Raw genomic sequence first — 25,672 nt, 5'->3', positions numbered from 1 at the left:
CCCTGAGGCGTCGCCGGCGACGGGACGTCACCGCCCGCGGCGCCGGGCTACCGCAGCGGCGGGTAGGCGTTGCGCATCAGTTCCTGGAACTGGGCGGAGAACCACCGGCCCGATACGGGAGCAGCCGGCAAGGCTCCCGACGGGTTGAACCCGTTCCGCGGGTTTCCCCCGTACGTCGGATCGCACATCCGGTCGAATCCCTTGCCCTCGTCGTTGGGGATCTGGCTGCTGGAGCCGTCGGACTCGCCGGGCGGCTTCATCCACACGTAGGCGTCGATCCCCGGGGCGGGCAGCGCCGTCGGACGCTCGCCGAGCCCCGCCCCGGACTGGTTGCACCAGTTCCCGACGTGGATGCGACGGTCGAAGCGGCCTCCGTCGACATATGTGTCGACGGAGGCCGGGGAGCCGGGGCCGCCGGGCCTGGCGGCGCCACCCCAGCCATTGCGGGAGGTGTCGATGAGCATGCCGATCCCCGGGTCGAAACCGACGGAGACGAGTGTGGCGCGGAAGGCCTGCGCGAAGGAGAGTTCGTCCACGTAGCGGTTCCAGTCCACCCACTTCGACTCGCGGACCGACTTGCCGGCGACCGAGTCGCCGACCGAGAAGTGCTCCTCCTTCAGAGCGCTGTAGTTGGCGGTGTTGGTGATGAACCCGTGAACGGAGGCGACGGTGCCGCCATCGGCTGTGGCGGCCTGCTTGAACAGGTCGGCCGAGGGACCGAGGTTGTCGTCCCAGCCGATCCACCCGTGATGCCCCGCGTCGACGTAGTTGTAGACGTTCGGGACGCCTCCGAACTTCTTGAGGGCGTACCCGACGCCCTTCACGTAGTTGCCGTTGGCCTTCATCGTGTCGCACTGCGGGGTGGCGGTCGGTCGGCTGCCGGTGTTGGTGACGAGATTGGGGAGGGAGTCGATCTCGACCGTGGTGACGATGCGCAGGGTGGCGTACTTGGGGTCGCCCAGTATCGCCGCGATCGGGTCGATGTACCGTGCCTTGTACGCGTCGATCTCGTCCGCCTTCAGCTCCCCGTTGGAGGCGAGGGCCGCGCAGTCGCGGCCGGGAAGGTTGTAGATCACGAGCTGGACGACCAGCTCGCCCGCTCCCTTCTGTCGCAAGGCCTCGTCGAGGTGCGCGCGCAGCCCCATGCTGCTCGGGCTGCCGGTGATGGCGGCGATCCTGTCCAGCCACACGCCGGTCGGTTGGCCGGAGATCCTGCTGCCGCCGGGCTCGGCGGCGGCCTTCGCCGACCATTCGGGGTTCACGTAGACCGATGCTCCGCGATACGGGTTGTCGACACGGGTCCCGGGCGGGCCGGTCGGGCCGGGCGGGTTCGTGGGGCCGCCGGGGACGCCGCCGCAGGTGACGCCGTTCAGTTGGAAGGCGGCCGGTAGGGGATTGGCGCCGTTGAACGAGGCGTTGAATCCGAACGTGGCCGAGGCGCCGGTGCCCAGCGATCCGTTGTAGGCGGCGTTGTTGGCGGTGACTGCGGCCCCGCTCTGCGTCAATCCGGCGTTCCAACCCTGGGTGACCTGCTGGTTTCCGGCGAAGGACCACTCCAGCTGCCAGCTCTGGACGGCCGTGCCGGTGTTCGTGACAGTGACCGCGGCGGTGAAGCCGGAGGCCCACTGGTTCTGGACGGTGTAGTCCACCCTGCAGCCGGCGGCCGTTCCCGCGCCGCCGGACACGGCGGTCGCGGTACCGGTGGCCGCGGCGACGAGTGCCGCGGCCGCCAGTAAGGCGGTACGGGGACGGGGAGACGTCGTGGAGGTCATGGGGTGTCCTTTCCTTCGTGTGCGGGGAGGGCGCGCAGACGGTCGCGGAGCCCGATGCCGAAGGCCGTGGGAGCGCCCTCGTAGGAGCTGATCAGGGCGGGGCCGGAGGAGCAGTCCCACGTGTTCCAGGTCCAGCCGAGATAGGACAGCCCACGGCCGTCGAACCACCGCATCACCCGGTCGATGAAGGCGTGCGAGCAGGTGTTCTCACCGATCTCGCCGGCCACGACGGGAAGTTCTGCCGCGAGGGGCCCGAGCACCGAGTCCCAGCAGGCCTCGTCGGCACAGGCGTTGAAGTTGTAGACGTGCCAGGCGGCGGCGAGATTGCCGATCGGGTCGTGCGGTCGGTGCGCCCACCATTGGCCGAGGTCGTTGGCGTACGCGATTCCGGCCGCCAGGATCAGGTTCCGCGCGCCGGTGGCCCGTACCGCATCGATGAGGTCCTGCATGCCCGCCACCTCGTAGCCGATGCCGGGACAGGTGCCGCCGTCCCGCCAGCAGCTCCAGGCCTGGGCTGGGGTGGAGCCGGCACGGTCCGGATAGGGCTCGTTGAACAGGTCGAGGACGACGGCGGGGTCGCCTTTGAAGGCGTTGGCGACCGAGGTCCAGAAGGCCGGCGCGTGCCGGGCGTCCGGCATGGGCTTCTGGCAGGCGGCGTGGATGTCGGCGCAGCCGGCGGAGTTACCGGTGTACTGCCCCCAGGACCAGTGCAGTTCGACGACCGGGGTCATGCCGTGGTCCTCGATGCGCCGCACGAGGGCGGTCACCGCGTCGCGGTAGCGGGCCCCGGCGTACTCGGGCCTGATGTTGTCCAGGCCGAGCCAGCACTCCTCGTTGAGGGGGATGCGGACCGTGTTGACGTTCCAGTCGGCGATGACCGCGATGGCGTGGTCGTCCACGGGACCGTCGAAGATCCCGTGGCCCTGGATGCACATGAACTCGCCACCCGAGCGGTTGACTCCGACCATACGGCGGGTGGCGCCGGACGCGTCGACGAGTTTGTTATCGCTCACATGAAGGGCGGGTGGATCCACTACCGGTGTGGGTGTCGGCGGCTGGGTCGGGTCACCGGCAACGGTGGCACAGGTGTTTCCGTTGAGTGCGAAGGTCGTGGGTGCCGGGTTTCCTCCCGAGCGGGAGGCCAGGAAACCGAGTGTGGCGCTCGACCCGGTGCCGAGTCCGCCGTTCCACGTTTCGTTGACCGCCGTCGCGGTATGCGAACTCTGCGTCCACTGCGCGTTCCAGCCCTGGCTGACCTTCTGGGTGCCGGGAAAATCGAAGGTGAGTGTCCACCCGGACAGCGGTGCCCCCTTGTTGGTGAGGGTGACCGCGCCCTGGAAGCCCTGGTCCCAGGTGTGGGTGACGGCGTATTCGACGACGCAGGCGGGCGCGGCCGCGGCCGCCGGAAGAGGGGGGAGGGGCAAGGCACTCACGAGGGCGAGGGCCGCGCCCACGAGTAATGCGGGCATGTGCGGGGGGTGTCGCATGAGCGACTCCTTGCAGCTCAGACGCCTGCGTGACGCAGCGTCAACTGTCGGAATCGCTCCCACTGGTAAGGCTGGACCATAGCGCGTGGCCCCGCCGGTGAACAGAGCCGTGCGCAGCTTCGTCACGGCGCTGCCTCGTTTTCTTCGCCGACTCGCGCATCTTGACCGCACGCTCCGCCCGGGAGCATGGTGGGAGCGCTCCCACTGGTGCTTCACCTCGTTCCGTCGTCCCACAGACGCCTCCATCCCCCTGGGAGGTGGCGGCTTCCGCGTTCTGACACAGGAAGGCGAACGGATCGCCCCGGCCGCGGGCCGGGGCGAACCGTGGTCGAGCGGCGACCTTCAGGAGCCGACCTTGCGCTTGTTCCACACGTCGAAACCGACCGCCGCCAACAACACGAGCCCCTTGATGACCTGCTGGTAGTCGGTGCCGATGCCGACGAGTGACATGCCGTTGTTCAGCACGCCCAGCACGAGACCGCCGATGATGGCGCCGAGCACGGTGCCGACACCGCCGGAAGCGGAGGCGCCGCCGATGAAGGCCGCTGCGATCGCCTCCAGTTCGAAGTTGATGCCCGCCTGCGGCGTACCCGCGTTGAGGCGGGCCGCGAAGACCAGCCCGGCCAGCGCCGCCAGGACGCCCATGTTGACGAAGGCGAGGAAGACGATCCGCTTGCTCTTGACGCCGGACAGCCTGGCGGCGGGCTCGTTGCCGCCGATGGCGTACGTGTGGCGTCCCAGGACGGAGTTGCGCATCACGTATCCGAAGGCGACCAGGAGCACCCCGAGGATGAGCAGCACGATCGGGAAGCCGTGGTAGCTCGCGAGCAGCAGGGTGAAGACCGTCACCGCGGTGGTGATCGCCGCCAGTTTGACGAGGAACAGGCCGGTGGGCAGCAGCCGCAGGCCGTAGGAGGCGGCCTGGCGGCGGCCCCGGAGCTCCTGTACGACGGCCAGCGCGAGCACGCCGAAGCCCAGCAGCAGGGTGAGGTTGTGGTAGTTCGTGTGCGGGCCGGCCTCCGGTAGGAAGCCGCTGCTGATCTGACGGAAGCCCTGCGGGAAGGGGGCCACCGACTGGCCCTGGAGCAGGATCTGCGTCCCGCCCCGGAAGAGCAGCATGCCCGCGAGGGTCACGATGAACGACGGGATGCCCACGTAGGCGATCCAGAAGCCCTGCCATGCTCCGGCCGCGGCCCCTATGAGGAGCGCGACGGCGGAAGCCACGGGCCAGGATATGTCGTGCTGCACCATCATCACCGCGGCGGCGGCTCCGACGAAGGCGGCCAGAGAGCCGACCGACAGATCGATGTGGCCGGCGATGATGACGATCATCATCCCGATGGCCAGGATCAGGATGTAGCCGTTCTGCTGGATCAGATTGGTGACGTTGAGCGGCTTGAGCAGTGTTCCGTCGGTCCAGATCTGGAACAGTACGATGATCAGCGCGAGGGCGACCAGCATGCCGTACTGCCGGATGTTGCCGCGCAAGAGGTGCACGAGGAGGGCGCGCGGACCTTCCGGTGTGCCGCTGCCCTTGCTCCCGTCGGGGGCGGCGCCCCCGGCGTCAAGGGCGGGGTCCTGGATCTGGGTCATGCGTCACACCTGCTCGTTCTGGGTTGCGGCGCCCACGGTCATGAGGCGCATGAGGGATTCCTGGGTCGCGTCCGCTCGGGTCGTCTCACCGGTGATGCGCCCCTCGGCCATGGTGTAGATGCGGTCGCACAAGCCGAGCAGCTCCGGCAGTTCGGAGGAGATCACCAGCACGGCCTTGCCCTGGGCTGCGAGTTCCGCGATCACCGCGTAGATCTCGGCCTTCGCACCGATGTCGATGCCCCGGGTCGGCTCGTCGAGGATGAGCACCTCGGGATCGGAGAAGATCCACTTGCTGAGGACGACCTTCTGTTGGTTTCCGCCGCTGAGCTTGCCGGTCTCCCCGAACACCGAGGGCGCCTTGATGTTCATGGTCCTGCGGTACCTCTCCGCCACACGGGTCTCCTCGTGCTCGTTCACCCAGCCCCGGCGGGAGACCTTGCCGAGCGCGCTCAGCGAGATGTTGCGACGGATGTCCTCCGAGAGGTTGAGCCCGAGGTGCTTGCGGTCTTCGGTGACGTACGCGAGGCCGTGGGCGATCGCCTCGGGGACCGTGCGGGTACGTATCTCCTTGCCGTCGAGCAGGACCCGGCCGCCGGTGCGGCGTCCGTAGGAGCGGCCGAAGACGCTCATCGCGAGCTCGGTCCGGCCCGCGCCCATCAGGCCCGCCATGCCGACGATCTCGCCGCGCCGGACCGTGATCGACGCTCCGTCGACCACCTTGCGGTGCACGTCGATCGGGTGCAGGACGGTCCAGTCCTCGACGGTCAGCGCGACTTCGCCGATGTCCGGAGTGCGCTCGGGATAGCGGTGCTCCAGGTCGCGGCCCACCATCGCGCGGATGATGCGGTCCTCGGAGATGCCCTCGGCTTCGACCGAGATGGTCTCGATGGTGCGGCCGTCGCGCAGGATGGTCACGGCGTCGGCGACGCGCGCGATCTCGTTCAGCTTGTGCGAGATGACGATGCAGGCGATGCCCTGGGCCTTGAGCTCGATGATGAGGTCGAGCAGTTTGCGACTGTCCTCGTCGTTGAGCGCGGCCGTGGGTTCGTCCAGGATCAGCAGCTTGACCTCCTTGGCGAGGGCCTTGGCGATCTCGACGAGTTGCTGCTTGCCCACGCCGATGTCCGCGACGCGGGTCTGTGGGTTGTCCGGCAGACCCACGCGTTCGAGCAGGGATTGGGCGTGGGTGAGCGTTCGGTGCCAGCTGATGAAGCCACGCGAGGCGTGTTCGTTGCCGAGGAAGATGTTCTCGGCGATGGACAAGTAGGGTATGAGCGCAAGTTCCTGATGAATGATCACAATGCCGCGTCGCTCGCTGGCCCGGATGTCGCCGAAGACGCAGGGTTCGCCCTGGAACCGGATCTCGCCCTCGTAGGAACCGTGCGGGTGCACGCCGCTGAGAACCTTCATCAGGGTGGACTTGCCTGCCCCGTTCTCGCCGCAGATGGCGTGGACCTCGCCGGCGGCGACGTTCAGATTGACGTCCGACAGTGCCTTGACGCCGGGGAAGGACTTGCTGATCGACCGCATCTCAAGGACGGGTCCGGCCATGGTGGTGGGTCCGTTCGACTGGGGGTGATGCGGCGGGCGGGTCGGGGCGGCGCCGCATCACCGGCTCTTCGGCCCCGGTGGGTGGGCCCGGGGGCGGCTAGGCCGTTTCCTTCGGATCATCTGATCGTTGGTTGATGTGTGTCGTTGACTGACGCGCAGTGGGCGCGGATCGAGCCGTTGCTGCCGGAGCGGACGCCGAAGCGGGGTGGGCGGTGGCGTGATCACCGGCAGGTGATCGACGCGATCGCGTTCAAGTACCGGACCGGGACACCGTGGATGGACCTGCCCGAGCACTTCGGGTCGTGGAAGGGAGCCCACAACCGGCTGCGGAAGTGGGCCGCGGACGGGACCTGGGAGAAGGTCTTCACCGCCCTGCTCGCCCAGGCCGACGCCGAAGGCGATTTGGACTGGGTCGTCGCGGTCGACTCCACCATCGTCCGTGCCCATCAGCACGCCGCCGGGGCCCGTCAAAAGGGGCCCCGGACGGCGAGCCCGCCGACCATGCCCTCGGACGGTCCCGCGGCGGACTGACCACGAAAATCCATCTGGCCGCCGACAACCGCTGCCGGCCTCTGGCCTTCCTCATCACACCCGGCCAGGCCGGTGACGCACCCGCGTTCCCAAAGGTCATGGCCCGATTACGGGTTCCGCGGCCGGTCGGCAGGCCGAGAGAGCGACCGGACGTGGTCCTGGCCGACAAGGCCTACTCGTCCCGCGCGATCCGCTCCCACCTGCGGCGCCGCGGAATCCGGGCGGTGATCCCACAGCCCGCCGACCAGGCCGCCAACCGCAAACGTCTCGGCCGACTCGGCGGCCGTCCCCCCGCCTTCGACCGCGAGGCCTACAAGCAGCGGAACACCGTCGAGCGCTGCATCAACAAGCTCAAACAATGGCGCGGCCTGGCCACCCGCTACGACAAGACCGCCACCATCTACCTCGCCGGACTCCACCTCGCAGCCATCTTCATCTGGTCAGCGAGATGATCCGAAGGAAACGGCCTAGTTCAGCTGGCCGGCGGTGTACTGCCCGGAGTCGACGAGCAGCTTCCGGTAGTTCTCCTTGTCGACGCTGACCGGCTGCAACAGGTAGGAGGGAACGACCTTCACCCCGTTGTCGTATTGCTTGGTGTCGTTGACTTCGGGCTTTCGGCCGGTGAGCAGTGCGTCACCCATCTGCACGGCCACCTTGGCGAGTTCGCGGGTGTCCTTGTACACGGTCTGGGTCTGTTCGCCGGCGATGATGGACTTCACGGAGGCGAGTTCGGCATCCTGGCCGGTGACGATGGGCAGCGGCTTGCCCGCCCCGCCGTAGCCGACTCCCTTGAGGGAGGACACGACGCCGATGGATATGCCGTCGTAGGGCGAGAGCACCGCGTCGACGGTGGCGGACGAGTAGGCCTTGCTGAGCAGGTTGTCCATCCGGGACTGGGCCACGCCGCCGTCCCAGCGCAGGGTGGCCGCCTGGGCGAACTCCGTCTGGCCGCTCCTGACCACGAGCTTCTTGGCATCGATGTGGGGCCGCAGGACGCTCATGGCGCCCTGGTAGAAGAACGCGGCGTTGTTGTCGTCCGGCGATCCGGCGAAGAGCTCGATGTTGAAGGGGCCCTTGCCGTCCCGGAGACCGAGCCGGTCGGTGATGTACGTGGCCTGCAGGACGCCGACCTTGTAGTTGTCGAAGGTGGCGTAGTAGTCGACGTCCCCGGTACCGCGGATCAGGCGGTCATAGGAGATGACCCGGATCTTCGCGTCGGCGGCCTTCTGGAGCACGTCGCTGAGCGAGGAGCCGTCGATCGGGGCGATCACCAGAAGCTTGGCACCCTTGGTGATCATGTTCTCGACCTGGGCGACCTGGTTCTCCACGACGTTGTCGCCGAACTGGAGGTCCGTCTTGTAGCCCTTGGCCTGGAATTGCTTGACCATGTTGGCGCCGTCGTTGATCCAGCGTTCGGAGGACTTGGTCGGCATGGCGATCCCGACCAGGCCCCCCTTGGCGTCGCCCCCGTCCGCATCGCTCCCGGCGCCGTTCGCGCTCTGGCCGCAACCCGCCAGTGTCAGGCCGAGGGCCGCCACAACGAAACCTGTCGAGATTCTTCGCACGATTCCTCCAGTGATACGCCGCGACTCGGCGTGACGAGGGGCCCGGCCTGGCGCGGCCCGGGTGTTTCCGGTCGGCGCCGTGGGCTGTGCCGGCCGGGGGGTGCATGACCCGGCCGCACTCCTCTGGCCTGGCGTTACAAGAGTGTTAACGCTCACAACTGTGCCGTCAAGACCCCTGGGATCACCTTTGCGTAAGCTCCGCGAGCCCGGGGGCATCGCAGAGAACCCGGTCGACGGGTGTGCCTCGCGCCGGAGTCCTCATCGACGAAGCCGTCGAACCCCAAACGCTCCGAGCGCAAACGGGGCGGCACCTCGCCTGCGGCCCGTGGCGGTCCTGCCGAGGTGTGGCGTGCACTCGACCGGCTGCGCGACGCGGGTTTGCGCGTACGCGTGCGCCGCAATGGCGCCGGTGCCTCGTCAGGTCTCGGCATCGTCACCGCCGGCGGGGCTGCTCGCATGGGGGCCCAGAGTTCATCGGGGACGTTCGCCCTGGTGGTGACGTTGTGATTCTCCGACTGACCTGATCATCACGCCGGCGTCGGGTTCGGCTTACGCCTTCCTCGGCGCGGTGTATCGAGCGTTGCGGCCGAGGCGGGGGAGATGGGCGTCGTCATCGGGGCGGCAACCGACGGGCTGCTCACCGACAGCGCGGGCACTTACGGTGCTCGCTATCAGGAGGCTTTCAGGGGCGGCCACCTCGGTACGAGACCGCGCTGCTCACGGCAGGGGGCGCAAGTGTGGAGCAGGACCGCCGGTCCGCAGGTGCGGGCGGCGAAGTGGATGGGCAGCGACGTGCCGGAGGATCCGACGTGCCAGTGGCACCAGGAAACGGGGGGCGGTCATGGTCTCGACCATGACTCCGAAGCGTGGAGGTTCCCGGCGAGCTCGCCGTCCGTCCCGTGCGCGTACGGGACAGAGGGCGTGCGCTGGGGGGCAACGGCGCTGCGGGAGCGCGCACATGCTGAATCGAGGCGGCACATGCCCGCTTCGCGTCCAGCCGCGGTGGTCGACCACACCCCGTCTGGACCTGGCCATTCGAGAGGGAACCGTGTTCAAGAAGACCTACTTCGCGCTGCTGTCGCTGACGGCCGCCACCGCGATCCTTGCCTCCACGGCCGTCACGGCCTCCGCGGAGGCCGCCCCCGACGGCAGGCCGGCCGGGGTGAGCCGGGTCCAGGCCCAGCCCCAGCCGCAGCCCGCGGCCTGGCCCATCATCGACTGGGACATCACCGGCATCACCAACGGGGCGGGTGAACACGCCAACCGTTACTGGAACCTGATCGACGCGATCCACCGCAACAGCTACGGCGATTCGACCGATGACGGCAGCGGGCTCGTCGAGCAGACCACGCGCAACACCAACCGGCTGATCCAGGTACGGGTGCGCAACGAGGGGGCCGACCTGGTCTCCGTCTACCTGTGGGCCGACAACCTCTACGTCGCGGGCTTCTACTCACCCGGCACCAACCGGCACTGGGCCTTCCAGGACGGCCGGCAGGGGCAGTTCCAGCAGGACCTCGGCGTGACGGCCCGCCTCATGCCGCGCAACGGCAGCTACGCCAGCCTGAACGGCGGGTCCACCCGCGAGAACCTGTACCTCGGCTCCACCAACATCTTCAACGCGCTCCGCGACCTGCACAACATCGGGGACTGGGACGAGACGCGCGCCGACCGGGGCATGCTGATGGCGATCACCATCTTCTCGGAAGCCGCCCGCTTCGGACCGATCCTGAACCGCGTCTACGGCAACATCAACGGCTTCACCGCCTACCAGCTCAGCCCGGACTACGCCCAGCTGGAGAATCAGTGGGGTGCCCTCTCCCGGGCAGCGCACAACTGGCGCACGGGTCAGCCGGCCTCGGTGCGGGTGATCGGGAACAACGTCACGAGCTTCGCCGGCATGCGGCGGGTCGTCGGCTACGTAGAGCTCCACGGCTCTGAGGCGCTGCTCTAGGGCGCTTCCTTCGGACCATCTGATCATTGGTTGATGTGTGTCGTTGGCTGACGTGCAGCGGGCGCTGATTCGGGCGTTCCTTCCGGATCGGGCGCCGAGGCGGGTGGGTGGTGGCGTGATCACCGGGAGGCGGTCGACTCGATCGCGTTCACGTACCGCACCGGGACGCCGCGGATGGACCTGCCATCTCACCGGAGGGGGCGACGTGAGGCCGGCATGGCGCCAGGGAAGATCGACAGTGCCGGTGGACGTCTGCGCGTAGACGACACCGAGGTGATCGCGGGCACTGCCCAGCATGAGAGCAGGGCCTGGCGGTATGCGGGGAAAATCCAGGGGAGCGGACGGCCGCGCGCTGCTACGGTCGGGCGCCATGAGCTGGCTCCCCGATAACTTCGTCCATCCCGTCCTGGTACCGCTGCCGGGCAGCGGTCATCACTTGCGGCCTATTCGGGAGGCGGACACCCCACTCGACTATCCGGCTGTGATGGGTTCGCGCGAGCGGCTGTGGACCATCTACGGCCCAGCCTGGGGCTGGCCCGCGGCCACCATGACCTACGAGGCCGACCAGGCCGACCTGTTGCGACACGAGAAGGAGATCGCCGCACACCAGTCTTTCAACTACGCGCTGTTCGACGCGGCGGAGACAGCTCTGCTCGGCTGCGTCTACATCGACCCACCGGAGAGGGCCGGCGCGGACGGCGATATCTCCTGGTGGGTGGTGGACGAGCTGGTGGGTAGCAAGGTCGAGCAGGCCCTCGACGAGCTGGTGCCTCAGTGGATCGCCGCCGACTGGCCGTTTGAGCAGCCGCGCTTCCTCGGCCGGGAGATCTCCTGGTCGGACTGGCTCGCCCTGCCGAAGCACCCCGACGCGTAAGTAGCCTTTGTCGTAATGCTCTGGTGGCTTGGTGCTCGAACGGCCGTCCCGATTGCCAGGCTGCGGCGGCTGAAGACCGGTCGGGTCGCGCGTTGCCGTCGGAGTCGCGCACCGCCCGGTTTGGGATGAGTCGGGCGACTTCGGCTGTGGCGTGCCACGCTCCTCGGCGGCGACCGGATCTCGTCTACGCGGGTCTGCCGTCGGTATGGCGGTGAACGGCGCCGCCGTAAGGAGTGCGTACTCGCGAGAGTGCCACGTGGGCCACCGAGGGGAGCGGAGTCTCTCACACCTCCGTTGATGCTGTGGTGGGTGGTGGTGCTTCACCAGTAATGCTTACGGCCTCCGACGGAGTGACCGAGGGCGCCCACGATCCATAGGATGACTCCGATGACGACGAGGATGATGCCGATTGTCCACAGGATGCTGATGCTCGTGAGGAAACCGACGATGAGAAGAATGACGCCGAGGACGATCATGGTGTCCTCCAGTTGTACTGAGGGTTTGCGTTCCGCCTGGAGGGGCGCCAGTACGTTGGCGCCAACTTCTCCGCAGGGCGCATACCCGGAGCCGACATGATCACCCTCTTGGCCGGTGACAGGAACCATTGGCCGGTGCATCCCCTCCACGTTCGGTGTGCTCGGCCCCGTCTTCCAGCCGCGAGGGGCGAGCTTCCTGCGCCGGGCCGGGGGAGGCTGCTCCAGGGCTGGTAGACGTCGGCCTGACGTCTGTTCGTGCCAGTGGGTTCTGTCATTCGCGGCATCCGATGTCGAGTCCAGTCGCATTCAGACGGTTCGGGTGACCGTGACGAGGACGGTCACCGATCCGACTGTTCGACGCTGGACGAGACAGGCGGTGACAGCGGTCTTTACCTCGTCGCGTACCTGCCGGGCGATGTCCACGACGCGGCGGTCGGTGTGCAGGATGCACCGCACTTCCACGTGGCAGCCGCCGTCCGGGGTACTTCGGCAGCGGATGCCGGCCACTTCGCGGGGCGGCTTGTCCGGCGTGGTCATGGCGTGGCGCGCACGCGATGCGGCGAGAGCGAGTCGATCGGACAGCGCGGGCTGAAGTGCGTCCACGCCTGGAACGTCGAGGGCAGCCGCTGCTGCGGCCCGGGCAATGCCTTCCCAGGAAGTGGCGGTCATCGTTCACTCGGTTCAGGCTGTGTTCGGCGGGAGCGTTCCAGTACGCCGGTGACTTCCACGTTGACGGCGGTGACGGCGAGGCCCAGGACGTTCTGAGCCACGTGGAGAACGGCTTGGCGTACGGCTTCGGCCCTCTCTCGCAACGGCTGGTCGAGCGTGGTGGACAGGGTGATGGCGGCGACATGGAGCGCTTGGCCGCTCTGTTCGGGGATCAGCCGGCAGCTGGCGGCGCGGGTCCCGGGGACGGTGTCGGCTGCTCGGCGCAGTATCTTCGCGGCCGCGGTCTCGGCTATCCGCAGGTCGCGTCCGGGGTCGTTCAGCAGCAGCATGGCACCCAGCCTCGCCTCGGCCCGAACAGCGTTGATCACTCTGTTGGCGAGGCTGTGGCCATCAGGCTGTTCCTCGCCGCGCAAGGCATGGGTGGCCCGGTCCAGGGATGTCAATCCCTCGATGGCTTCGCGGCAGTAGGGACAGTGGTTGGTGTGCGGGTCGGCGGCCCTGGCAGGGGTGCGGGCCTGTTCCCAGGCGTGCCCGAGGAGGCGTCCGCAGGGCAGTAGCGCTGAGCCGGCAAGCCGCTCGGCATCGGAGTGCGGAGGCGGGTTGGTCTGGGCCGCGGAGGTCGGGTGCGGGTCGTCTAGCGCCATGGGCGCATCGCCTCCATCAAAGCGCGTCGTGCGCGGAAGAGTCTGCCGCGCACCGTTTGTTCGGTGGTGCCCACCACGAGGGCGATCTCCTCGTAGTGCAGGCCGTGTAGCTCCCTCAGGACCCAGCACACGCGCAGCTCGGGTCCAATCTCCAGGAGCGCTCGCATGAGTGCGGCTGCCGCGGCTCTCGTCTCGGCCATGCGGGGTGGCGAGCTGTCCGCGTCCACCGCGGGGGGTTCGGGGACCGCGTCCAGGGACAGCGGCTGAGGCCGGTTGCGCAGGGCGTTGAGGCAGCAATTCGTCACGATGCGGTACATCCATGTGCCGAAGGAGGAGGTGTGGCGGAAATCCGGAAGCCGCCTCCAGGCGCTGAGGAAGGCGTCTTGTACTGCGTCCTCGGCGTCCGCTCGATTGCCGAGCAGATATTGGGCGAGAGCAAGGAGACGGCTGCTGTGCCGGCGGACCAGGAGGGCGAAGGCTTCTTCGTCTCCTTCGGAAGCCCGGATCGCCAGCACCCTGTCGTCCGCGTCGCGCAAGGTATCCGGCGCTGCGGCAAGGCATGCGAGGGTTCGCGGCGCCGGCCGCAGCGGGCGGGTCGTGCCGTGCAGGGGTGACGGGCCGGTCTGGTTGCGCATCCGCCGCTGCCCTTCTGCCGAAGACGTCGGTCGCGGCCTGACGTACGCACTCTTCGATCGTAGGCGGTGTGGCCGCAGGGCGAGGAGTGAGGAATGTTCGTGCGATGTGTCCAACACATGAGGGCGCCTCAACGGCGCTGCCAGGACACCATGGGGAGGTCCTCATGTCGGACATCATCAACCCCACCGCAGGCGGTGATTCCCGCCCCGCGGGCAAGGCACTCACGGGCCGTACAGGCTCCGGGACGGCGCCCGAGACGCGAGGTAGGACCTCGATCGCCGACAGCGTCGTCGAAAAGATCGCGGGAATGGCCACACGCGAGGTGCCGGGCATCCACAGTCTCGGCTCCGGGATGGCTCGCACGCTCGGAGCCGTCACAGACAAGGTTCCGGGGGGTAAGCCCAGCGTGTCGCGAGGCGTGAAAGTCGAGGTGGGCGAGCGGCAGGCGGCCGTCGATCTGGACGTGGTCGTGGAGTACGGCGTTGCCATCGTGGACATCGCCGGCGAAGTCCGCAACAGCGTCATCACGGCCGTGGAACGCATGACCGGCCTTGAAGTCGTCGAGGTGAACATCACCGTCGACGACGTCCATCTCCCCGATGAGGAAGACGAGGAGGAAGGCGAGAGCCGCGTGCAGTAATCCTCGGCACCCGAGTCGAGACACATCGACGTGAAATCCAGGTGAGTGAAATGAACGCAGCAACCGTGGGCCTGCTGGCCGGCATGGCCCTGGGCTTCGCCGCCTTCTTCGGCGGCTTCTGGGCGTTCCTGCTGGTGGCGTTCTTGGGTTTGGTAGGCCTGATTATCGGCCGCATGCTGCAGGGTGACCTTGAGCTGTCCGACTTCACGCGGTCCCGGGACCGGCAGTGACCTCGCAAACAGCCCACCCCCTGTCCGGAACGGCAGCCCGCTCCGCGCCGCCCGTGGCGGCAGCCGAGCGCGGTGCGACGGTGATCCCGGAAAGGGTCGTGGCCCGTATCGCGGCGCGCGCGGCACGGGAGGCACTCGCCACCCATACGGAGACCGCGCAGGCGTCCGCGAAGATGAACGCCCCACGCGCTTCGGTCACCGCCGGCGGCGGTACCGCGCGGCTGGGGCTCACGATGGACCTGCCCTATCCGATAGACGTCTCCGATGCCTCGCGGCATGTGCAGCAGTACGTCAGCGAGCGGGTAGCCCAGCTGACCGGGATGCGGGTCACCGAATGCACTCTCGACATCGCGCACTTGGTTCCCGCCGAAGGCCTGGGTAGCCGACGCGTGAAGTAACCGGACCGCCTGTCCACCGGGAAGGAGAGCCGGGATGAAACGCGACACGACGGAAAAGCCCGCCGAACCCGACACGGTCACCTCCCGCACGGTCGGGCTGGTGACCGAGAAACCTCGGCCTGGCCCGCACTCGAAAGCGAGGCGTCCCTGGTCCGCCCGTCGCATACCCGCCGCGCTGACAGCGCTGCTCGTCGGGGCTGTGGCGGGAACACTCTTGTTCGACATCGTCAGGGTTCGCGCCGGACAGCCCGCCTCGGGTTGGCGTGTACGTCTCGCGAACGAACTGGCCACCCGGCCAATGGATGATGTCCGGATACAGATCGTCGCCGCCGTCATCGCCCTTCTCGGCCTGTGGTTGCTGGTTCTGGCACTCACCCCCGGCCTGCGCCGGGAGATGCCCATGGAAACACCCGACGCGGACTTGCGAGCCACACTGGACCGCGACGCCGCGGCACTGCTCCTGCGGGATGCCGCCATGCGCGTACCTGGCGTCAGCGCCGCGAAGGTCCGGATCTACAGGAACCGCATCAGGGTGCGCGCGGACGCGCGCTTCCGCGCCCCCGCCGATGTCAAGGCCGACCTGCTGCTCGCTCTTCAGGCGGAGCTCAACCGGCTCACCCTGGTCCGTCCTCCCCGGCTCGCCATTCGAGTTCGCCCACGCAGCAAGTAGCTACTCGTCCACGGGGGCTCGCTGCCGAGCGAGAGACAGGAGACGGATCCCATGAAGAGGAAATCCGCAGTCAACCGAATCCTGCTGGCCCTGACCGGCATCGTCCTGCTGGGAGGCGGCCTGCTGATGCTGGCAGGCAGCTTCGACCTGTACAGGAGCTGGCGCATGGCACCACCCCAGGGCTGGCCTCTGACGGATCCCCGAGCCGTCCTGCTCACCCGTCCCGACCAGACCCGCTGGACGGACGAGGGATGGTGGTGGCCCACTGTCATCGCCGTGCTGGCCATCGTCGTCCTGCTGGCCCTGTGGTGGCTTCTGGCACAACTGCGCCGTACTCACCCCGGCCGGATTCCCGTCGGGGGTCCGTCGCCCGCGGACGGTGTGGAGTTGCGTGAGCGCGCCCTCAGCGACGCCCTGGCAGCCGATGTTCAGCATCTGCCCGGCGTCCTGCGGGCCCGCGCGCGGATGAATGGCACCTCTCGCCATCCAGAAGCCCACGTCGATCTCACGCTGACTCCCGACAGTGAGCCCGGCCCCGTCCTGCAGGCGCTGTGCGACGGGCCGCTGGGGCGGGCCCGCCGGTCCACCGGCCGGGCTCTGCCCGCCAAGGGGCGGTTGAGGGTCACCCCGCACAAGGCGCACCGCGCCGAATAGACCGCATGAGGCGCCTTGGGCTGCCGCGTGACGGCTTTCGGGCGGCAGCGGACGCAGGTAGGCACGGTGACAGATCCCCGACCTCACCAGTCGGTCTTCAACCGGCGGCCGCCCGCGGTCGTGGCCGGGCCACCACCCCGTCCCGAGCGTGGTGGCAACGTCGTACGGTCACGGAGGAGGGTAGAGGCAGGAAGATTAACTACGAACCGCGCCCGAGGCTGCGGTGCGGAGGTGACAAGGATGTCGGGCAAGAAGGTCAAGAACATGGCCCAGAAGGCCAAGGGCAAGATGAAGGAAACCACCGGCCAGGTTGTCGGAAACGAGAGCCTGGAGGCGAAGGGGGCCCGCGAACAGATGGCGGGCGATGCCAAGCAGACGATGCAGAAGGCCAAAGACACGCTGAAGCACTGAGCACCTGCGCGGGGCTGCGTCAGGCGGGTGGGGGGAGAGGGCCGGCGAAGATGCCGGCCCCTCTCCAGTGCTCAGGTCCAGGACCCGTGCCTTCTACTGACCTTGAAGTTGTCTTGTCGTGGGGGCTGACGGTTGGTGATCGTCGCGGTATGCCGGGTGTATGAGGTATCCGCAGGGTGGGGGTCTGACCGCGGAGAGACAAGCTTTCCGCGAGCGGGTCCGGATGGAAGCGGTCGCGATGTTCGCCGAGGGGCGGGGCAGTACGGAGATCGCGAAGGAGTTACGGGTCAGCGCTCGTTCGGTTCAGCGGTGGCGGCAAGCCTGGCGGGCGGCCGGTCAAGGCGGGGTTCGTTCCCGTGGCCCGGCGTCCCGTCCGAAGCTGAGTGACGCGCTGTTCGCCGTGCTCGAGGAGGAGTTGGCGAAGGGTCCGGTCGCGCATGGCTGTTCTGATCAGAGATGGACGCTGTCCCGGATCAAGACGTTGATCGGGCGGCGGTTCCACAAGTCCATGACGCTATCGGGGATTTCTCAGATGCTGCGTCGGCACGGCTGGAGTCATCAGGTTCCGGCCCGTCGTGCCGTCGAGCGCGACGAGGCGGCGGTGGCCGGCTGGGTGAAGGACGTGTGGCCGCACGTGCAACCACCGCGGCGGCGCTCGGGGCCTGGATCGTCTTCGAGGACGAAGCCGGATTCTCGATGACGCCGCCGACCTCCCGCACCTGGGCCAGACGTGGCAGCACGCCGGCCATCCGGGTCCGCGGACGCTCCCAGCGTCGCTTCTCCATCGCTGCCCTGTGCTGCTACAAACCCGGCGAACGCTCCCGCCTGATCTACCGGCCCAGACGGCATACCGATCACAAGGGCGGCGGCCGCAAGAGCTTCGCCTGGACCGAGTACCGCGACCTCCTCATCGCCGCCCACCAGCAGCTCGACGGGCCCATCGTCCTCATCTGGGACAACTTGAACGTCCACAAAGATCGCCGCATGCGGGCCTTCATCGATGCCCAGGACTGGATCACCGCCTACCACCTGCCGCCCTACGCATCCGACCTCAACCCAGTGGAAGGCATCTGGTCAGTACTCCGCCGGACCAGCCAGGCCAACACCGCCTTCACCGACCCCGACCACCTCATCCGCCGACTACGACACGGCCTCCGCCAGATCCAGTACCGCAGCGACATCATCGACGGATGCTTCACCGGCACCGGCCTCACCCTTATGACACCACGACTACAAGGTCAGTAACGGTGAAGTTCGTGGAAGCTGACGCAGCCGCGTGTGCTGCCTTTGGCGCGTTCAGAGGTCCATACGATCCGCTCATCGGGTATCTACTCCTGGACGGTGGCCTTCCAACCACGGGTCGAGGGGCCGACTCTGAGCTTCCAGTCGCTGATGGTGTCATGGTTGCGGGATACGTCGCGTACCCCCTTGGCGAACCCGCTGAAGTCCTCGTACTGGCTCCAGTGGTCGTACACGGTGCGCAGCGGCAGGCCGACATCGATGAATTCGACGATGTTAATGACCTTGCCGCCGCTCATGCGGCCTTTCTTGCCTTGCCGAAGACCTGCGAGGCTGAATCGGTCACCTTGTCCTTGATGCCGCTGAGGCCTTTACCCATCATCGCCTTCATGGATTCCGGCGACGTCGGAAAGTTTGCCGTTGCCCTCGGCGACGTCCTGGAGCTGGTCGGTCACGTCTCCCAGCTTGTCCGACGCCTTGTCCACGAGCGGTCTTCCGTCGATGCCGTGGTCTTCTGGAATCGCGGGGAGGACGGCGACCTGGGCGGCACACATCGCGTACCTGACACTCGGGGTCAGTCGTCGTCCTCCCCGTCGGAGGGTGGTTCCATGCCAGTGGACGGGGGCCGGGGTGCGCCGCCTGGCCGGTGGAGAGTGAACAGGCCGCCTTCCGGGTCTCGTACCGTCAGGCGCTGGTTCCCGCCTGGCGGCTGGTTCTCGGCAACGATGCTGCCCCGTGATGGAGGACCGCCGCTCGCGCGATCCGGAGGTCGGCACCTTGGAAGTGGACTCGCCGGCGGGGGCGCAGCTGCGGGCTGGGTGAGCCGCTATCGACCGGGCCGCTGTTCAGGCGGGCCACCGCCTGTCCCTCGTGGCGCAGCACCACTTGGTCCTATTCGTAGGAGACCTCGTAGCCGTTTGGATACTTTCCGTCGACCCATTCGAGCACCCGGCCGTAGAAGAGAGCGGCGTCGAAGGCGTTCTTGGTGTGTAGTTCCAGCCATGCTGGAGCGTCGCCGTCGCCGTCGCCGTCGCCAACCCGCCAGTCGGACAGGACGCGCCCTTCCCACACGCCGAAGCACGCGCCCTCAAGGTCGGTCGCGAGCGCAGCCCGGCCACCGGGCGGGAAGGCGACGGGACCGATCCCGACGGTGCCGCCGGATTCGCGGATGCGGGCCACCGTCGCATCCGCGTCGTCGGGGGCCGAGCAGCTCGTACGTCACGCGCCGCGTGGTGTGGACGTGAGAGGAATGGGCGCAGGCAAGAAGGTCAAGAACGTTGCGAAGACGACGAAGGGCAAGGTGAAGGAGACCACGGGCAAGGCTGTGGGAAACGAGAGTCTGGAAGCGAAGGGGCGGGGTGAGCAGGCGCTCGCCGATGCCAAACAGACCGCTCAGAAGGCCAAGGACACGCTGATCACTGACTTTCGGAGGAGCTTGTGTGAGGTGTCGTGGGGGTGAGGGTCGGCGGATGACCGCCGGCCCTCACATGTGTCGTTCCGGGGGGTCATGCGGAGCGTGAGCCCCGACGTCGTCGGGGAGGGGAGGTCTCGTACTCCTCGTCCTCGTCTGCTTCGTCCTCTGCCTCCTCCTCGTCCTCTGGTTCGTCTTCGTCCGCGTACTCCGTGTCGTCCCCCTCGTCCCCCTCGTCCCCCTCGTCCCCCTCGTCCCCCTCGTCGCCCTCGTCCTCGTCGCCTTCGCTGCCTTCCTCTCCTGGCTCTTCGTCCTCCGTGTACTCCTCGTCCTCGTCGGCGTACTCCTCGTCGCCTTCGTCGTCACCGTCGCCTTCCTCGCCCTCTTCTGCCTGTTCCTCTTCGAGGGCTTCTTCGTGTGTCTGGACGACTTCCCCGTCTCGGATCTCGCCGCGCCAGCCTTCCGGTTCGTCGGTGGTGAGCATGGTGTGGCGCAGGAAGTTCTTGAGGTCCAGGCGCAGACGGCGGCCCTGGGCGCGCCAGAGATTGCCGGTCTTCTCGAAGAATCCGGAGGGGTAGTACTCGACGACGATGACGATGCGGGTCAGTGACGGCGCGAGCTCGTGGAAGGTGACGCAGCCGCGGGTGGTGCCCTTGGCGCCCTCGGACGTCCACACGATCCGGTCGTCTGGGATCTGCTCCTGGACGGTGGCCTTCCAGGAGCGGGTGGACGGGCCGACCTTGACCTTCCAGTCGCTGGAGGTGTCGTCGCCGCGGGAGACGTCCCGGACACCCTTGGCGAATCCGCTGAAGTCCTCGTACTGCGTCCAGTGGTCGTAGACCGTACGCAAGGGAAGGCCGACGTCGAGGACCTCGACGATGTTCATCAGCTTGCCGCCGCCGCTCTTGCGGCCCTTGCCCTTACCCCCTCCGAAGGCCTCGGTGACCTTGTCCTTGAGATTGCCGAACTTCTGCCCGGCGAAGGCCTTGAGCGGAGAGTCACCTTGTAGGAGCCGCCCGCCGATGCCGGCGACGTCGGAGAGGCTGCCCTTGTTGTCGGCCACGTCCTGTAGCTGGCCGGTCACGTCGGAGAGTTTGTCGGTGGCCTTGTCGGCAAGCTGGTCGGCCTGGGCGGATATGAAACCGGAGAGTTCGTTCAGCAGCTGGTCGAAGCCGGAGGGCTTGGACGAGCCGGTGCGGTCTGACGGTGCCATGGCCTACCTCCGCGTGGACGGCTTGCGGGCCGCGGTCTTCTTGGCGGCTGTCTTGCGGGCCGGGCTGCTGCGGCCGGTGCTCTTCTTCGCGGCGGCCTTCGCCGGGGTGCTCTTGCGAGCAGAGCTCTGACCTGCGGCAGTCCTCTTGCGCGGGGGGCTGCTCTTCTTCGCGGCAGTCTTGGGCGCGGTCCGGGAGGCGGCGCTCTTCTTCGCCGGCGCCGTCTTCGAGGCAGGCCTGCCGCCCGCGCTCTTCTTCGCCGCCGCCTTCTTCGCGGGTGCGGCCTTCTTCGCCGGTGCCTTCTTTGCCGGTGCCCTCTTGGTGGGGGCCTTCTTCTCCGGTGCGGCCTTCTTGGCCGGCGTGCGCTTGGCGGGCGCGGCCTTCCGGGCGGGCGCTGACTTCTTCGCCGGAGCAGGGCGCTGTCGGGCTTCACGCTCGGGGGCGGCGCGCTTGCCGGTGCGGGCACGCGTCGCGGTACGGGTCCGTCGCGGCGGCGGGGGAGGCTCCTCCTCCTCCTCCTCTGGCTCCTCCTCCTCGGCCTCTTCCTCCTGCTCCTCCTCGTCCTCGAACTCCTCCGGTTCTTCCTCCTCTTCCTCCTCGTCCTCCTCTTCTTCGTCTTCCGGTTCGTCTTCCGGGGCGTCCTCCTCGTCTTCCTCTTCGTACTCCTCGTCCTCGTCCTCGTACGGTTCCTCGTCTTCGTCCTCGTACTGATCCTCGTCCTGCTCGTCGTCGTCCCGGCCGCGGGCGGCGTCGCCTCGAGTGAGTTCGAGGGTGCGTTCGTGCAGGGTGCCCGCGAGGTCGGCCAGCTTGCGGTTGGCAGCGGTGGTCAGCGCCTGGCGGCCGGCTTCGAGGGCTTCGCCGCGCAGTTGTTCGCCGAGTTCCGCGAACTGGGGCATCTCCTTGAGCTGGGAGGCCCCTTGCTTGAGAAGTTGTCCGGGGTCGAGCCCGAACCGCCGACCGGCGAGGTAGGTCGCGAGGCTGAACGCCAGGCGCCCCTTCTTCGTCCGGCCGAGAACGTATCCCCCAGCCACGGCGGCTGCGAGTGCGATCTTGGTGGTGTCCTCCATGATTCATCCCCTACCAGGGCGCATACGGATCTGCTGGTCTCGCATGAGGACGGCGCCTTGGTACTGCGGCTGTCCCTCGGTGAGACGGGTCCTGCCGGGCGTGCTGCGGAAAATCCGTCTGCCCTACACAGGACTTATCGCGCAATATAGTGACATTCTAGTTTCTGTGACGCCTTCTCCCCAAGGGAGGGGTATATGGCCGCAGCGGAACCTGCACGCCCCCGGCGAGTCTCCTCGCACGCCGCCGGTGAGGGCGAAGCGCAGGACAGGAGAACGCCCAGGCGCACTCCGCCCCGGCGCCGTTCCGCGGCGCCCGGGCCGGCGGTCGCGATGCGAGCCGCGGCTCAACAACTCGCCGAACTCCTGGGCCGACTCCCAGACTCCGTCTCCTCACTGAAGCCGACGGAGGACGGCTGGGAGGCGCACGTGGAGGTGGTGGAACTGGAACGCATCCCCGACACCACCAGCGTCATGGCCAGCTACCGCGTCACGCTGGACGGGGAGGGCGAGCTCATCTCCTACGAACGCACGCGCCGCTACACCCGCGGCATGATCGACCGGCCGACCTGACAACGGGACGGTCGACGGAAGGAGGCGCCATGACCATGGTGCCGCAGGGCGGCAGCCCCGTCGCACGGGGACAGGCAGGCGGATCGAGCAGCCTCTACGACGTCCTGGAACTCATTTTGGATCGCGGGCTGGTCATCGACATCTTCATCCGTGTGTCCCTGGTGGGCATCGAGCTCCTCAAGATCGACGTGCGAATCGTCGTGGCCAGCGTCGATACCTATCTCCGTTTCGCGGAAGCCTGCAACCGCCTCGACCTCGAAGCCGGCCGCAAGGCGCCCGCCCAGCTTCCCGACGTCATGGGAAAGATGATGGAGGGCGGGGCCCACGGGAAGTCCAAAGGAGCGCTCACCGGCGCCGTCGAAGCCGTGACCGACTCCCTGACCGGCAAATCCTCCGAATCCCGCGACTCCGACGAAGACGACGACGAGGTGGAGGAAGAAGCACCCAGGCGGCGCCGGCCCGCTGCCCGGCGCCCGGCACGGCGGGAGAGGGAGTGACCCATGCCGCTCTACGTGTACTCCATCACCGCGAAGGACCACCCGCGGCAACTGGACGGCGTCAACGGAATCGGTGCCGAGCCCTCCCCGCTACGCACGGTGGCACGAGGGAAGCTGTGCGCGGTGGTCAGCGACATCAACGAGGAGATCCGGCCCAAGCGCCGCGACCTCGCCGCGCACCAGGAGGTCCTGGAACGCCTGATGGTCGACGGCACCGTCCTGCCCCTGCAGTTCGGCTACGTCGCCACCGACGACCTCGTGGTGAGCGAGGCCCTCCAGTCCAATGCGGAGGCCTACCTCGCCGCGCTGCAGCGCCTGGAGGGCTGCGCCGAGTACCACGTCCGAGCCTCGCAGGAAGACGAGGCGCCACTGCTGCAACAGATCCTCCAGGACCTGCCCGAAGCGAAGGACCTCAATGAGCGGATCCGCAGCGGCGACCGCGATCCCGGCCTGCCCCTCGCCTTGGGCGAAATGGTCGCCCGAGAGGTCCAGGTTCGACAGGAAAGCCTGGCGGCAGGCCTGACCGAAGCACTCATCCCCCTGGCCCGCGAGCATCTCCTCCGCTCGCCCTCCGGCATCGACTTCCTCAACCTCTCCCTTCTGGTGCCCCACGAGCACCGAGACCAGCTGCGTACTGCGGAGGCGAACGTCGCCCGTGAGATCGGCAGCGGCGTCGACCTGCGCTTTTCCGGCCCACTGCCCCCCTACAGCTTCGTATGACCCCGAACCGCTCCCGGGCGGGAAAGGAGGACAGACCCATGGGACTGCTGACCTACCTTCTGACGCTCCCCGTGGCGCCGGTACGCGCTGTCACCTGGGTCGCGCAGCGCGTCGTCGACCAGGCCGAGGAGGAGTACTACGACCCCGCCCCGATCTGGCGCCGCCTCGCCGATCTCGAACAGCAACTGCTGCGCGGAGAGATCGACCAGGAGACCTTCGACCGCCAGGAGGACGAACTGATCGACCGCCTGGAGGAGATCTCGGAATTCCGCCACCGTCTCCCCTGAACGTGAACGCGAGCAGGGAGCACCACTGAACGCGAGGAGGGAACATCGCCGTGAGTGAACCACTGCCCGGCCGACCCGGATCCTTCGCCTCCCGCGCCCCGATGCCGTACGGGCAGACCTCCACCTCCAGCCTCGCCGACATCCTTGAACGGGTCCTGGACAAGGGGATCGTCATCGCAGGCGACATCCGCATCAACCTGCTCGACATCGAGCTGTTGACCATCAAACTCCGGATCTTGATTGCCTCCGTGGACAAGGCCAAGGAGATGGGCATCGACTGGTGGGAACACGACCCGTCCCTGTCCAGCCGGCACACCGGCAGCCCCCTGGAACAGGAGAACCGCCGCCTACGCACCGAACTCGACGCCCTGCGCGCCCAGCTCGACCCCGGAGACGAAACTCCCCATGGTGAGGAGCCCGACGACCCACCGCCCCGCCGACGGGGGAGCACACGGTGAACACCACGAGCCTCACCTACATCTACGCGGTCACCCAGCCGACCGTCTCGCTGGCGAAGGCCCTCACCACCCTGCGCGGCATCGCCGGCGCATCCCTGCGACTCCTGCCTCCCACCCCCGAGGAGACCTCCCCGGACGTCGGGGAGGCGCAGCTGGTGTTCGTGGCCGCCGACGTGCCCGAACACGACTTCAACGAGACCGCCCTCAAAGCCCACTTCGAAGACCTCGGCTGGCTCGAAGGCGTCGCCCGCACCCACCACGACATCGTCCAGGCCGTGGCCGCACACGCAACCGTCCTTCCCCTGCGCCTGGCCACCGTCTACCAGGACGACCACAGCGCCCGCCAAGCCCTCGCCCTCGGCGGACCGGCCTTCACCGAGAGCATGAACCAACTTCGAGATCACACCGAATACGGCGTGAAGATCTATCTCGCGGCCCCCACCGAGCCCGACCTCGCCCCACCCCCCGCAGAACCCCGCACACCAACCGCCGGCCCGGGCAAGGCCTACCTCCGCGCGCGCCGAACCCAGCACCACGCCCGCGAAGCCGTCCACCAGCAAGCCCAGCACGCAGCCGCAACCATCGAAGCCATCGCCGCCCGCCACACCACCCGGCGCGTGCGCCACGCTCCCCAACGCGGCGCCCTCACCGGACCCGAGGAGAACGTCCTGAATGACGCCTACCTCATCCCCAACGACCAGGCCGACGACTTCCAGACCGCCATCGATGACGCCGCCCAAGGCTTCCCGGACCTGCGCGTGGAAGTCACTGGTCCTTGGGCCCCCTACTCCTTCGTCACCCTGGCGGACGCCCCCGCCCCGGACGCCGCCGAGCCACCGCCATGACCCTGGCCGGACGCGACGAACCCCTGCCCGACCGGCAAGTCGCCCTCGTCGACCTCCTCGACCGACTCCTGAGCGGCGGCGTCGTCCTGACCGGCGACATCGTCCTGTCCATCGCCGACATCGACCTCGTCCGCATCTCGCTGCGCGCCCTCATCGTCTCCGTCAGCTCCGAAGCCACCCCCGGCCAGGCACAGGGTGGAGACCACGATGAATCATGAACCAACCCCACCCCCGCAGCCTCCCCAGGATGTCGGCGCCAACCTCTCCCAGGCCTTCCGCCTCACCCAGGCACCTCCACCCGCCCACGGACAGAGCTCCCGCCCCGCCCGGCATCTGCACACCGACCCCGAAACCGTCGGTGAGGACCTCCTCAAACTTGTCCTCACCCTGGTCGAGCTCGTGCGCCAGCTCATCGAACGCCAAGCGCTGCGCCGCGTCGACGCCGGCAACCTCAGCGACGACCAGGAAGAGGAACTCGGCGCGACCCTCCTCGCCCTCCACGACACCCTCTCCGACCTGTGCGCCGAGCACGGCTACGCTTTGGAAGACCTCAACCTCGACCTCGGGCCACTCGGCCCCCTCCTGCCTCCCCGCGACTGACACGGTGCCGGT

33 protein-coding genes are annotated in these 25,672 nt (G+C 68.0%); 19 read left to right on the top strand and 14 right to left on the bottom strand.

The genetic code is table 11. The features are described from left to right. Positions 1 to 47 precede the first annotated feature (47 nt). From OG906_RS00825 to mmsA, 4 genes are all read right to left on the bottom strand, one after another. Positions 48 to 1,772 carry a glycoside hydrolase family 6 protein gene (locus OG906_RS00825; RefSeq protein ID WP_329438969.1) on the bottom strand — a complete coding sequence of 575 codons (1,725 nt, stop codon included), beginning with the start codon at positions 1,770 to 1,772 and terminating at the stop codon, positions 48 to 50. Then, positions 1,769 to 3,259, bottom strand: a complete 1,491-nt coding sequence (locus tag OG906_RS00820) for a cellulose binding domain-containing protein (RefSeq protein WP_329438967.1) — start codon at positions 3,257 to 3,259, stop codon at positions 1,769 to 1,771. Before OG906_RS00820 ends, OG906_RS00825 begins: the two co-directional genes overlap by 4 nt. 342 nt (positions 3,260 to 3,601) lie before the next feature. Further along, positions 3,602 to 4,852, bottom strand: a complete 1,251-nt coding sequence (mmsB, locus tag OG906_RS00815) for a multiple monosaccharide ABC transporter permease (protein WP_329438964.1) — start codon at positions 4,850 to 4,852, stop codon at positions 3,602 to 3,604. 3 nt (positions 4,853 to 4,855) lie between these two features. After that, positions 4,856 to 6,403 carry a multiple monosaccharide ABC transporter ATP-binding protein gene (gene mmsA, locus OG906_RS00810; protein WP_329438962.1) on the bottom strand — a complete coding sequence of 516 codons (1,548 nt, stop codon included), beginning with the start codon at positions 6,401 to 6,403 and terminating at the stop codon, positions 4,856 to 4,858. Between the two features lie 138 nt (positions 6,404 to 6,541). On the opposite strand from mmsA, the gene OG906_RS00805 reads away from it, so the two are divergent. Beyond that, a protein-coding gene (locus OG906_RS00805; protein ID WP_443067336.1) for an IS5 family transposase occupies positions 6,542 to 7,386 on the top strand; the annotation gives its coding sequence in 2 pieces (ribosomal slippage) (positions 6,542 to 6,895 and positions 6,898 to 7,386; 843 coding nt in all). Between the two features lie 15 nt (positions 7,387 to 7,401). Here OG906_RS00805 and chvE read toward each other — a convergent pair. Next, a complete protein-coding gene (gene chvE / locus OG906_RS00800) occupies positions 7,402 to 8,472 on the bottom strand; it encodes a multiple monosaccharide ABC transporter substrate-binding protein (protein ID WP_329438959.1) in 1,071 nt (356 codons plus the stop codon). A gap of 1,075 nt (positions 8,473 to 9,547) precedes the next feature. Between chvE and OG906_RS00795 the strand changes: the two genes are divergently transcribed. Together OG906_RS00795 and OG906_RS00790 are read left to right on the top strand one after the other, a co-directional pair. Beyond that, positions 9,548 to 10,453, top strand: coding sequence for a ribosome-inactivating family protein (locus tag OG906_RS00795; protein ID WP_329438956.1), 906 nt, complete (start codon positions 9,548 to 9,550; stop codon positions 10,451 to 10,453). 370 nt (positions 10,454 to 10,823) lie between these two features. Next, entirely contained in the window at positions 10,824 to 11,327 is a 504-nt protein-coding gene (locus tag OG906_RS00790; RefSeq protein WP_329438954.1) for an N-acetyltransferase, read from the top strand. 320 nt (positions 11,328 to 11,647) lie between these two features. Here OG906_RS00790 and OG906_RS00785 read toward each other — a convergent pair whose 3' ends face one another. The 4 genes from OG906_RS00785 to OG906_RS00770 all read right to left on the bottom strand — a co-directional run bounded on the left by OG906_RS00785 (position 11,648) and on the right by OG906_RS00770 (position 13,751). Further along, positions 11,648 to 11,803 carry a DUF6131 family protein gene (locus OG906_RS00785; RefSeq protein ID WP_267803197.1) on the bottom strand — a complete coding sequence of 52 codons (156 nt, stop codon included), beginning with the start codon at positions 11,801 to 11,803 and terminating at the stop codon, positions 11,648 to 11,650. A 306-nt stretch (positions 11,804 to 12,109) separates the two neighbouring features. Continuing rightward, positions 12,110 to 12,472: a hypothetical protein gene (locus OG906_RS00780; protein WP_329438952.1), complete on the bottom strand. Its 363-nt coding sequence runs from the start codon at positions 12,470 to 12,472 to the stop codon at positions 12,110 to 12,112. Continuing rightward, positions 12,469 to 13,116, bottom strand: coding sequence for a hypothetical protein (locus OG906_RS00775; RefSeq protein ID WP_329438950.1), 648 nt, complete (start codon positions 13,114 to 13,116; stop codon positions 12,469 to 12,471). The genes OG906_RS00780 and OG906_RS00775 overlap by 4 nt, the downstream gene beginning before the upstream one ends. Further along, complete coding sequence (locus tag OG906_RS00770) at positions 13,107 to 13,751, bottom strand: RNA polymerase sigma factor (protein ID WP_329438948.1); 645 nt, start codon at positions 13,749 to 13,751, stop codon at positions 13,107 to 13,109. The genes OG906_RS00775 and OG906_RS00770 overlap by 10 nt, the downstream gene beginning before the upstream one ends. A gap of 164 nt (positions 13,752 to 13,915) precedes the next feature. On the opposite strand from OG906_RS00770, the gene OG906_RS00765 reads away from it, so the two are divergent. From OG906_RS00765 to OG906_RS43540, 7 genes are all read left to right on the top strand, one after another. Then, entirely contained in the window at positions 13,916 to 14,392 is a 477-nt protein-coding gene (locus tag OG906_RS00765) for an Asp23/Gls24 family envelope stress response protein (RefSeq protein ID WP_329438946.1), read from the top strand. A gap of 50 nt (positions 14,393 to 14,442) precedes the next feature. Continuing rightward, the gene (locus OG906_RS00760) at positions 14,443 to 14,622 is read left to right on the top strand and encodes a hypothetical protein (protein WP_267803168.1); all 180 of its coding nucleotides are present in this window, start codon (positions 14,443 to 14,445) and stop codon (positions 14,620 to 14,622) included. Between the two features lie 53 nt (positions 14,623 to 14,675). Then, positions 14,676 to 15,020: a hypothetical protein gene (locus tag OG906_RS00755; protein WP_329438944.1), complete on the top strand. Its 345-nt coding sequence runs from the start codon at positions 14,676 to 14,678 to the stop codon at positions 15,018 to 15,020. Between the two features lie 34 nt (positions 15,021 to 15,054). Further along, positions 15,055 to 15,690: a DUF6286 domain-containing protein gene (locus OG906_RS00750; protein ID WP_329438942.1), complete on the top strand. Its 636-nt coding sequence runs from the start codon at positions 15,055 to 15,057 to the stop codon at positions 15,688 to 15,690. A 51-nt stretch (positions 15,691 to 15,741) separates the two neighbouring features. Further along, a complete protein-coding gene (amaP, locus tag OG906_RS00745; RefSeq protein WP_329438940.1) occupies positions 15,742 to 16,344 on the top strand; it encodes an alkaline shock response membrane anchor protein AmaP in 603 nt (200 codons plus the stop codon). 240 nt (positions 16,345 to 16,584) lie between these two features. Further along, the gene (locus OG906_RS00740) at positions 16,585 to 16,755 is read left to right on the top strand and encodes a CsbD family protein (protein ID WP_329438938.1); all 171 of its coding nucleotides are present in this window, start codon (positions 16,585 to 16,587) and stop codon (positions 16,753 to 16,755) included. Positions 16,756 to 16,915: 160 nt separating this feature from the next. Further along, positions 16,916 to 18,000, top strand: a protein-coding gene (locus tag OG906_RS43540; RefSeq protein ID WP_443067335.1) for an IS630 family transposase whose coding sequence is annotated in 2 segments (ribosomal slippage) — positions 16,916 to 17,369 and positions 17,369 to 18,000 — 1,086 coding nt in all. Because the reading frame shifts where the segments join, the coding sequence is not laid out codon by codon here. An 83-nt stretch (positions 18,001 to 18,083) separates the two neighbouring features. Here the strand turns inward: OG906_RS43540 and OG906_RS00725 are convergent. The 3 genes from OG906_RS00725 to OG906_RS00715 all read right to left on the bottom strand — a co-directional run bounded on the left by OG906_RS00725 (position 18,084) and on the right by OG906_RS00715 (position 19,173). Beyond that, the gene (locus tag OG906_RS00725; RefSeq protein WP_329438932.1) at positions 18,084 to 18,293 is read right to left on the bottom strand and encodes an SRPBCC family protein; all 210 of its coding nucleotides are present in this window, start codon (positions 18,291 to 18,293) and stop codon (positions 18,084 to 18,086) included. A gap of 72 nt (positions 18,294 to 18,365) precedes the next feature. Continuing rightward, positions 18,366 to 18,548 carry a hypothetical protein gene (locus OG906_RS00720; RefSeq protein WP_329438930.1) on the bottom strand — a complete coding sequence of 61 codons (183 nt, stop codon included), beginning with the start codon at positions 18,546 to 18,548 and terminating at the stop codon, positions 18,366 to 18,368. A 337-nt stretch (positions 18,549 to 18,885) separates the two neighbouring features. Then, the gene (locus OG906_RS00715) at positions 18,886 to 19,173 is read right to left on the bottom strand and encodes a hypothetical protein (protein WP_329438928.1); all 288 of its coding nucleotides are present in this window, start codon (positions 19,171 to 19,173) and stop codon (positions 18,886 to 18,888) included. A gap of 70 nt (positions 19,174 to 19,243) precedes the next feature. Here OG906_RS00715 and OG906_RS00710 point away from each other — a divergent pair, with 70 nt between their 5' ends. Next, positions 19,244 to 19,453, top strand: a complete 210-nt coding sequence (locus OG906_RS00710; RefSeq protein ID WP_329438926.1) for a CsbD family protein — start codon at positions 19,244 to 19,246, stop codon at positions 19,451 to 19,453. Positions 19,454 to 19,499: 46 nt separating this feature from the next. On the opposite strand, the gene OG906_RS00705 is transcribed toward OG906_RS00710, so the two are convergent. After that, positions 19,500 to 20,618, bottom strand: a complete 1,119-nt coding sequence (locus OG906_RS00705) for an SRPBCC family protein (RefSeq protein WP_329438924.1) — start codon at positions 20,616 to 20,618, stop codon at positions 19,500 to 19,502. A 3-nt stretch (positions 20,619 to 20,621) separates the two neighbouring features. Then, positions 20,622 to 21,683, bottom strand: coding sequence for a histone protein (locus OG906_RS00700; RefSeq protein WP_329438922.1), 1,062 nt, complete (start codon positions 21,681 to 21,683; stop codon positions 20,622 to 20,624). A gap of 195 nt (positions 21,684 to 21,878) precedes the next feature. Here OG906_RS00700 and OG906_RS00695 point away from each other — a divergent pair, with 195 nt between their 5' ends. Genes OG906_RS00695 through OG906_RS00660 form a run of 8 tightly spaced genes read left to right on the top strand, consistent with a single transcriptional unit; the run spans position 21,879 to position 25,660 of the window. After that, positions 21,879 to 22,253: a gas vesicle protein GvpO gene (locus OG906_RS00695; protein WP_267803181.1), complete on the top strand. Its 375-nt coding sequence runs from the start codon at positions 21,879 to 21,881 to the stop codon at positions 22,251 to 22,253. 29 nt (positions 22,254 to 22,282) lie between these two features. Next, positions 22,283 to 22,750 carry a gas vesicle structural protein GvpA gene (locus OG906_RS00690; protein ID WP_329438919.1) on the top strand — a complete coding sequence of 156 codons (468 nt, stop codon included), beginning with the start codon at positions 22,283 to 22,285 and terminating at the stop codon, positions 22,748 to 22,750. Between the two features lie 3 nt (positions 22,751 to 22,753). Beyond that, positions 22,754 to 23,470 (top strand): GvpL/GvpF family gas vesicle protein, encoded by a 717-nt coding sequence (locus OG906_RS00685; protein WP_329438917.1) that lies wholly within the window; start codon positions 22,754 to 22,756, stop codon positions 23,468 to 23,470. Positions 23,471 to 23,508: 38 nt separating this feature from the next. Beyond that, positions 23,509 to 23,757, top strand: coding sequence for a gas vesicle protein GvpG (locus OG906_RS00680; RefSeq protein ID WP_267803187.1), 249 nt, complete (start codon positions 23,509 to 23,511; stop codon positions 23,755 to 23,757). A gap of 50 nt (positions 23,758 to 23,807) precedes the next feature. Continuing rightward, positions 23,808 to 24,215 (top strand): gas vesicle protein, encoded by a 408-nt coding sequence (locus tag OG906_RS00675; protein ID WP_385646417.1) that lies wholly within the window; start codon positions 23,808 to 23,810, stop codon positions 24,213 to 24,215. Beyond that, positions 24,212 to 25,060 (top strand): GvpL/GvpF family gas vesicle protein, encoded by an 849-nt coding sequence (locus tag OG906_RS00670; protein WP_329438913.1) that lies wholly within the window; start codon positions 24,212 to 24,214, stop codon positions 25,058 to 25,060. Before OG906_RS00675 ends, OG906_RS00670 begins: the two co-directional genes overlap by 4 nt. After that, a complete protein-coding gene (locus OG906_RS00665) occupies positions 25,057 to 25,278 on the top strand; it encodes a gas vesicle protein (RefSeq protein ID WP_329438911.1) in 222 nt (73 codons plus the stop codon). Before OG906_RS00670 ends, OG906_RS00665 begins: the two co-directional genes overlap by 4 nt. Continuing rightward, positions 25,268 to 25,660, top strand: coding sequence for a gas vesicle protein K (locus OG906_RS00660; RefSeq protein ID WP_329438909.1), 393 nt, complete (start codon positions 25,268 to 25,270; stop codon positions 25,658 to 25,660). Before OG906_RS00665 ends, OG906_RS00660 begins: the two co-directional genes overlap by 11 nt. The last annotated feature ends 12 nt before the right edge of the window (positions 25,661 to 25,672 follow it).

It is taken from the genome of Streptomyces sp. NBC_01426 (genome assembly GCF_036231985.1).
GTDB lineage: Bacteria > Actinomycetota > Actinomycetes > Streptomycetales > Streptomycetaceae > Streptomyces.
Note: the sequence above shows the minus strand (reverse complement) of the source record. Positions and strands in the feature narration are given on the sequence as shown.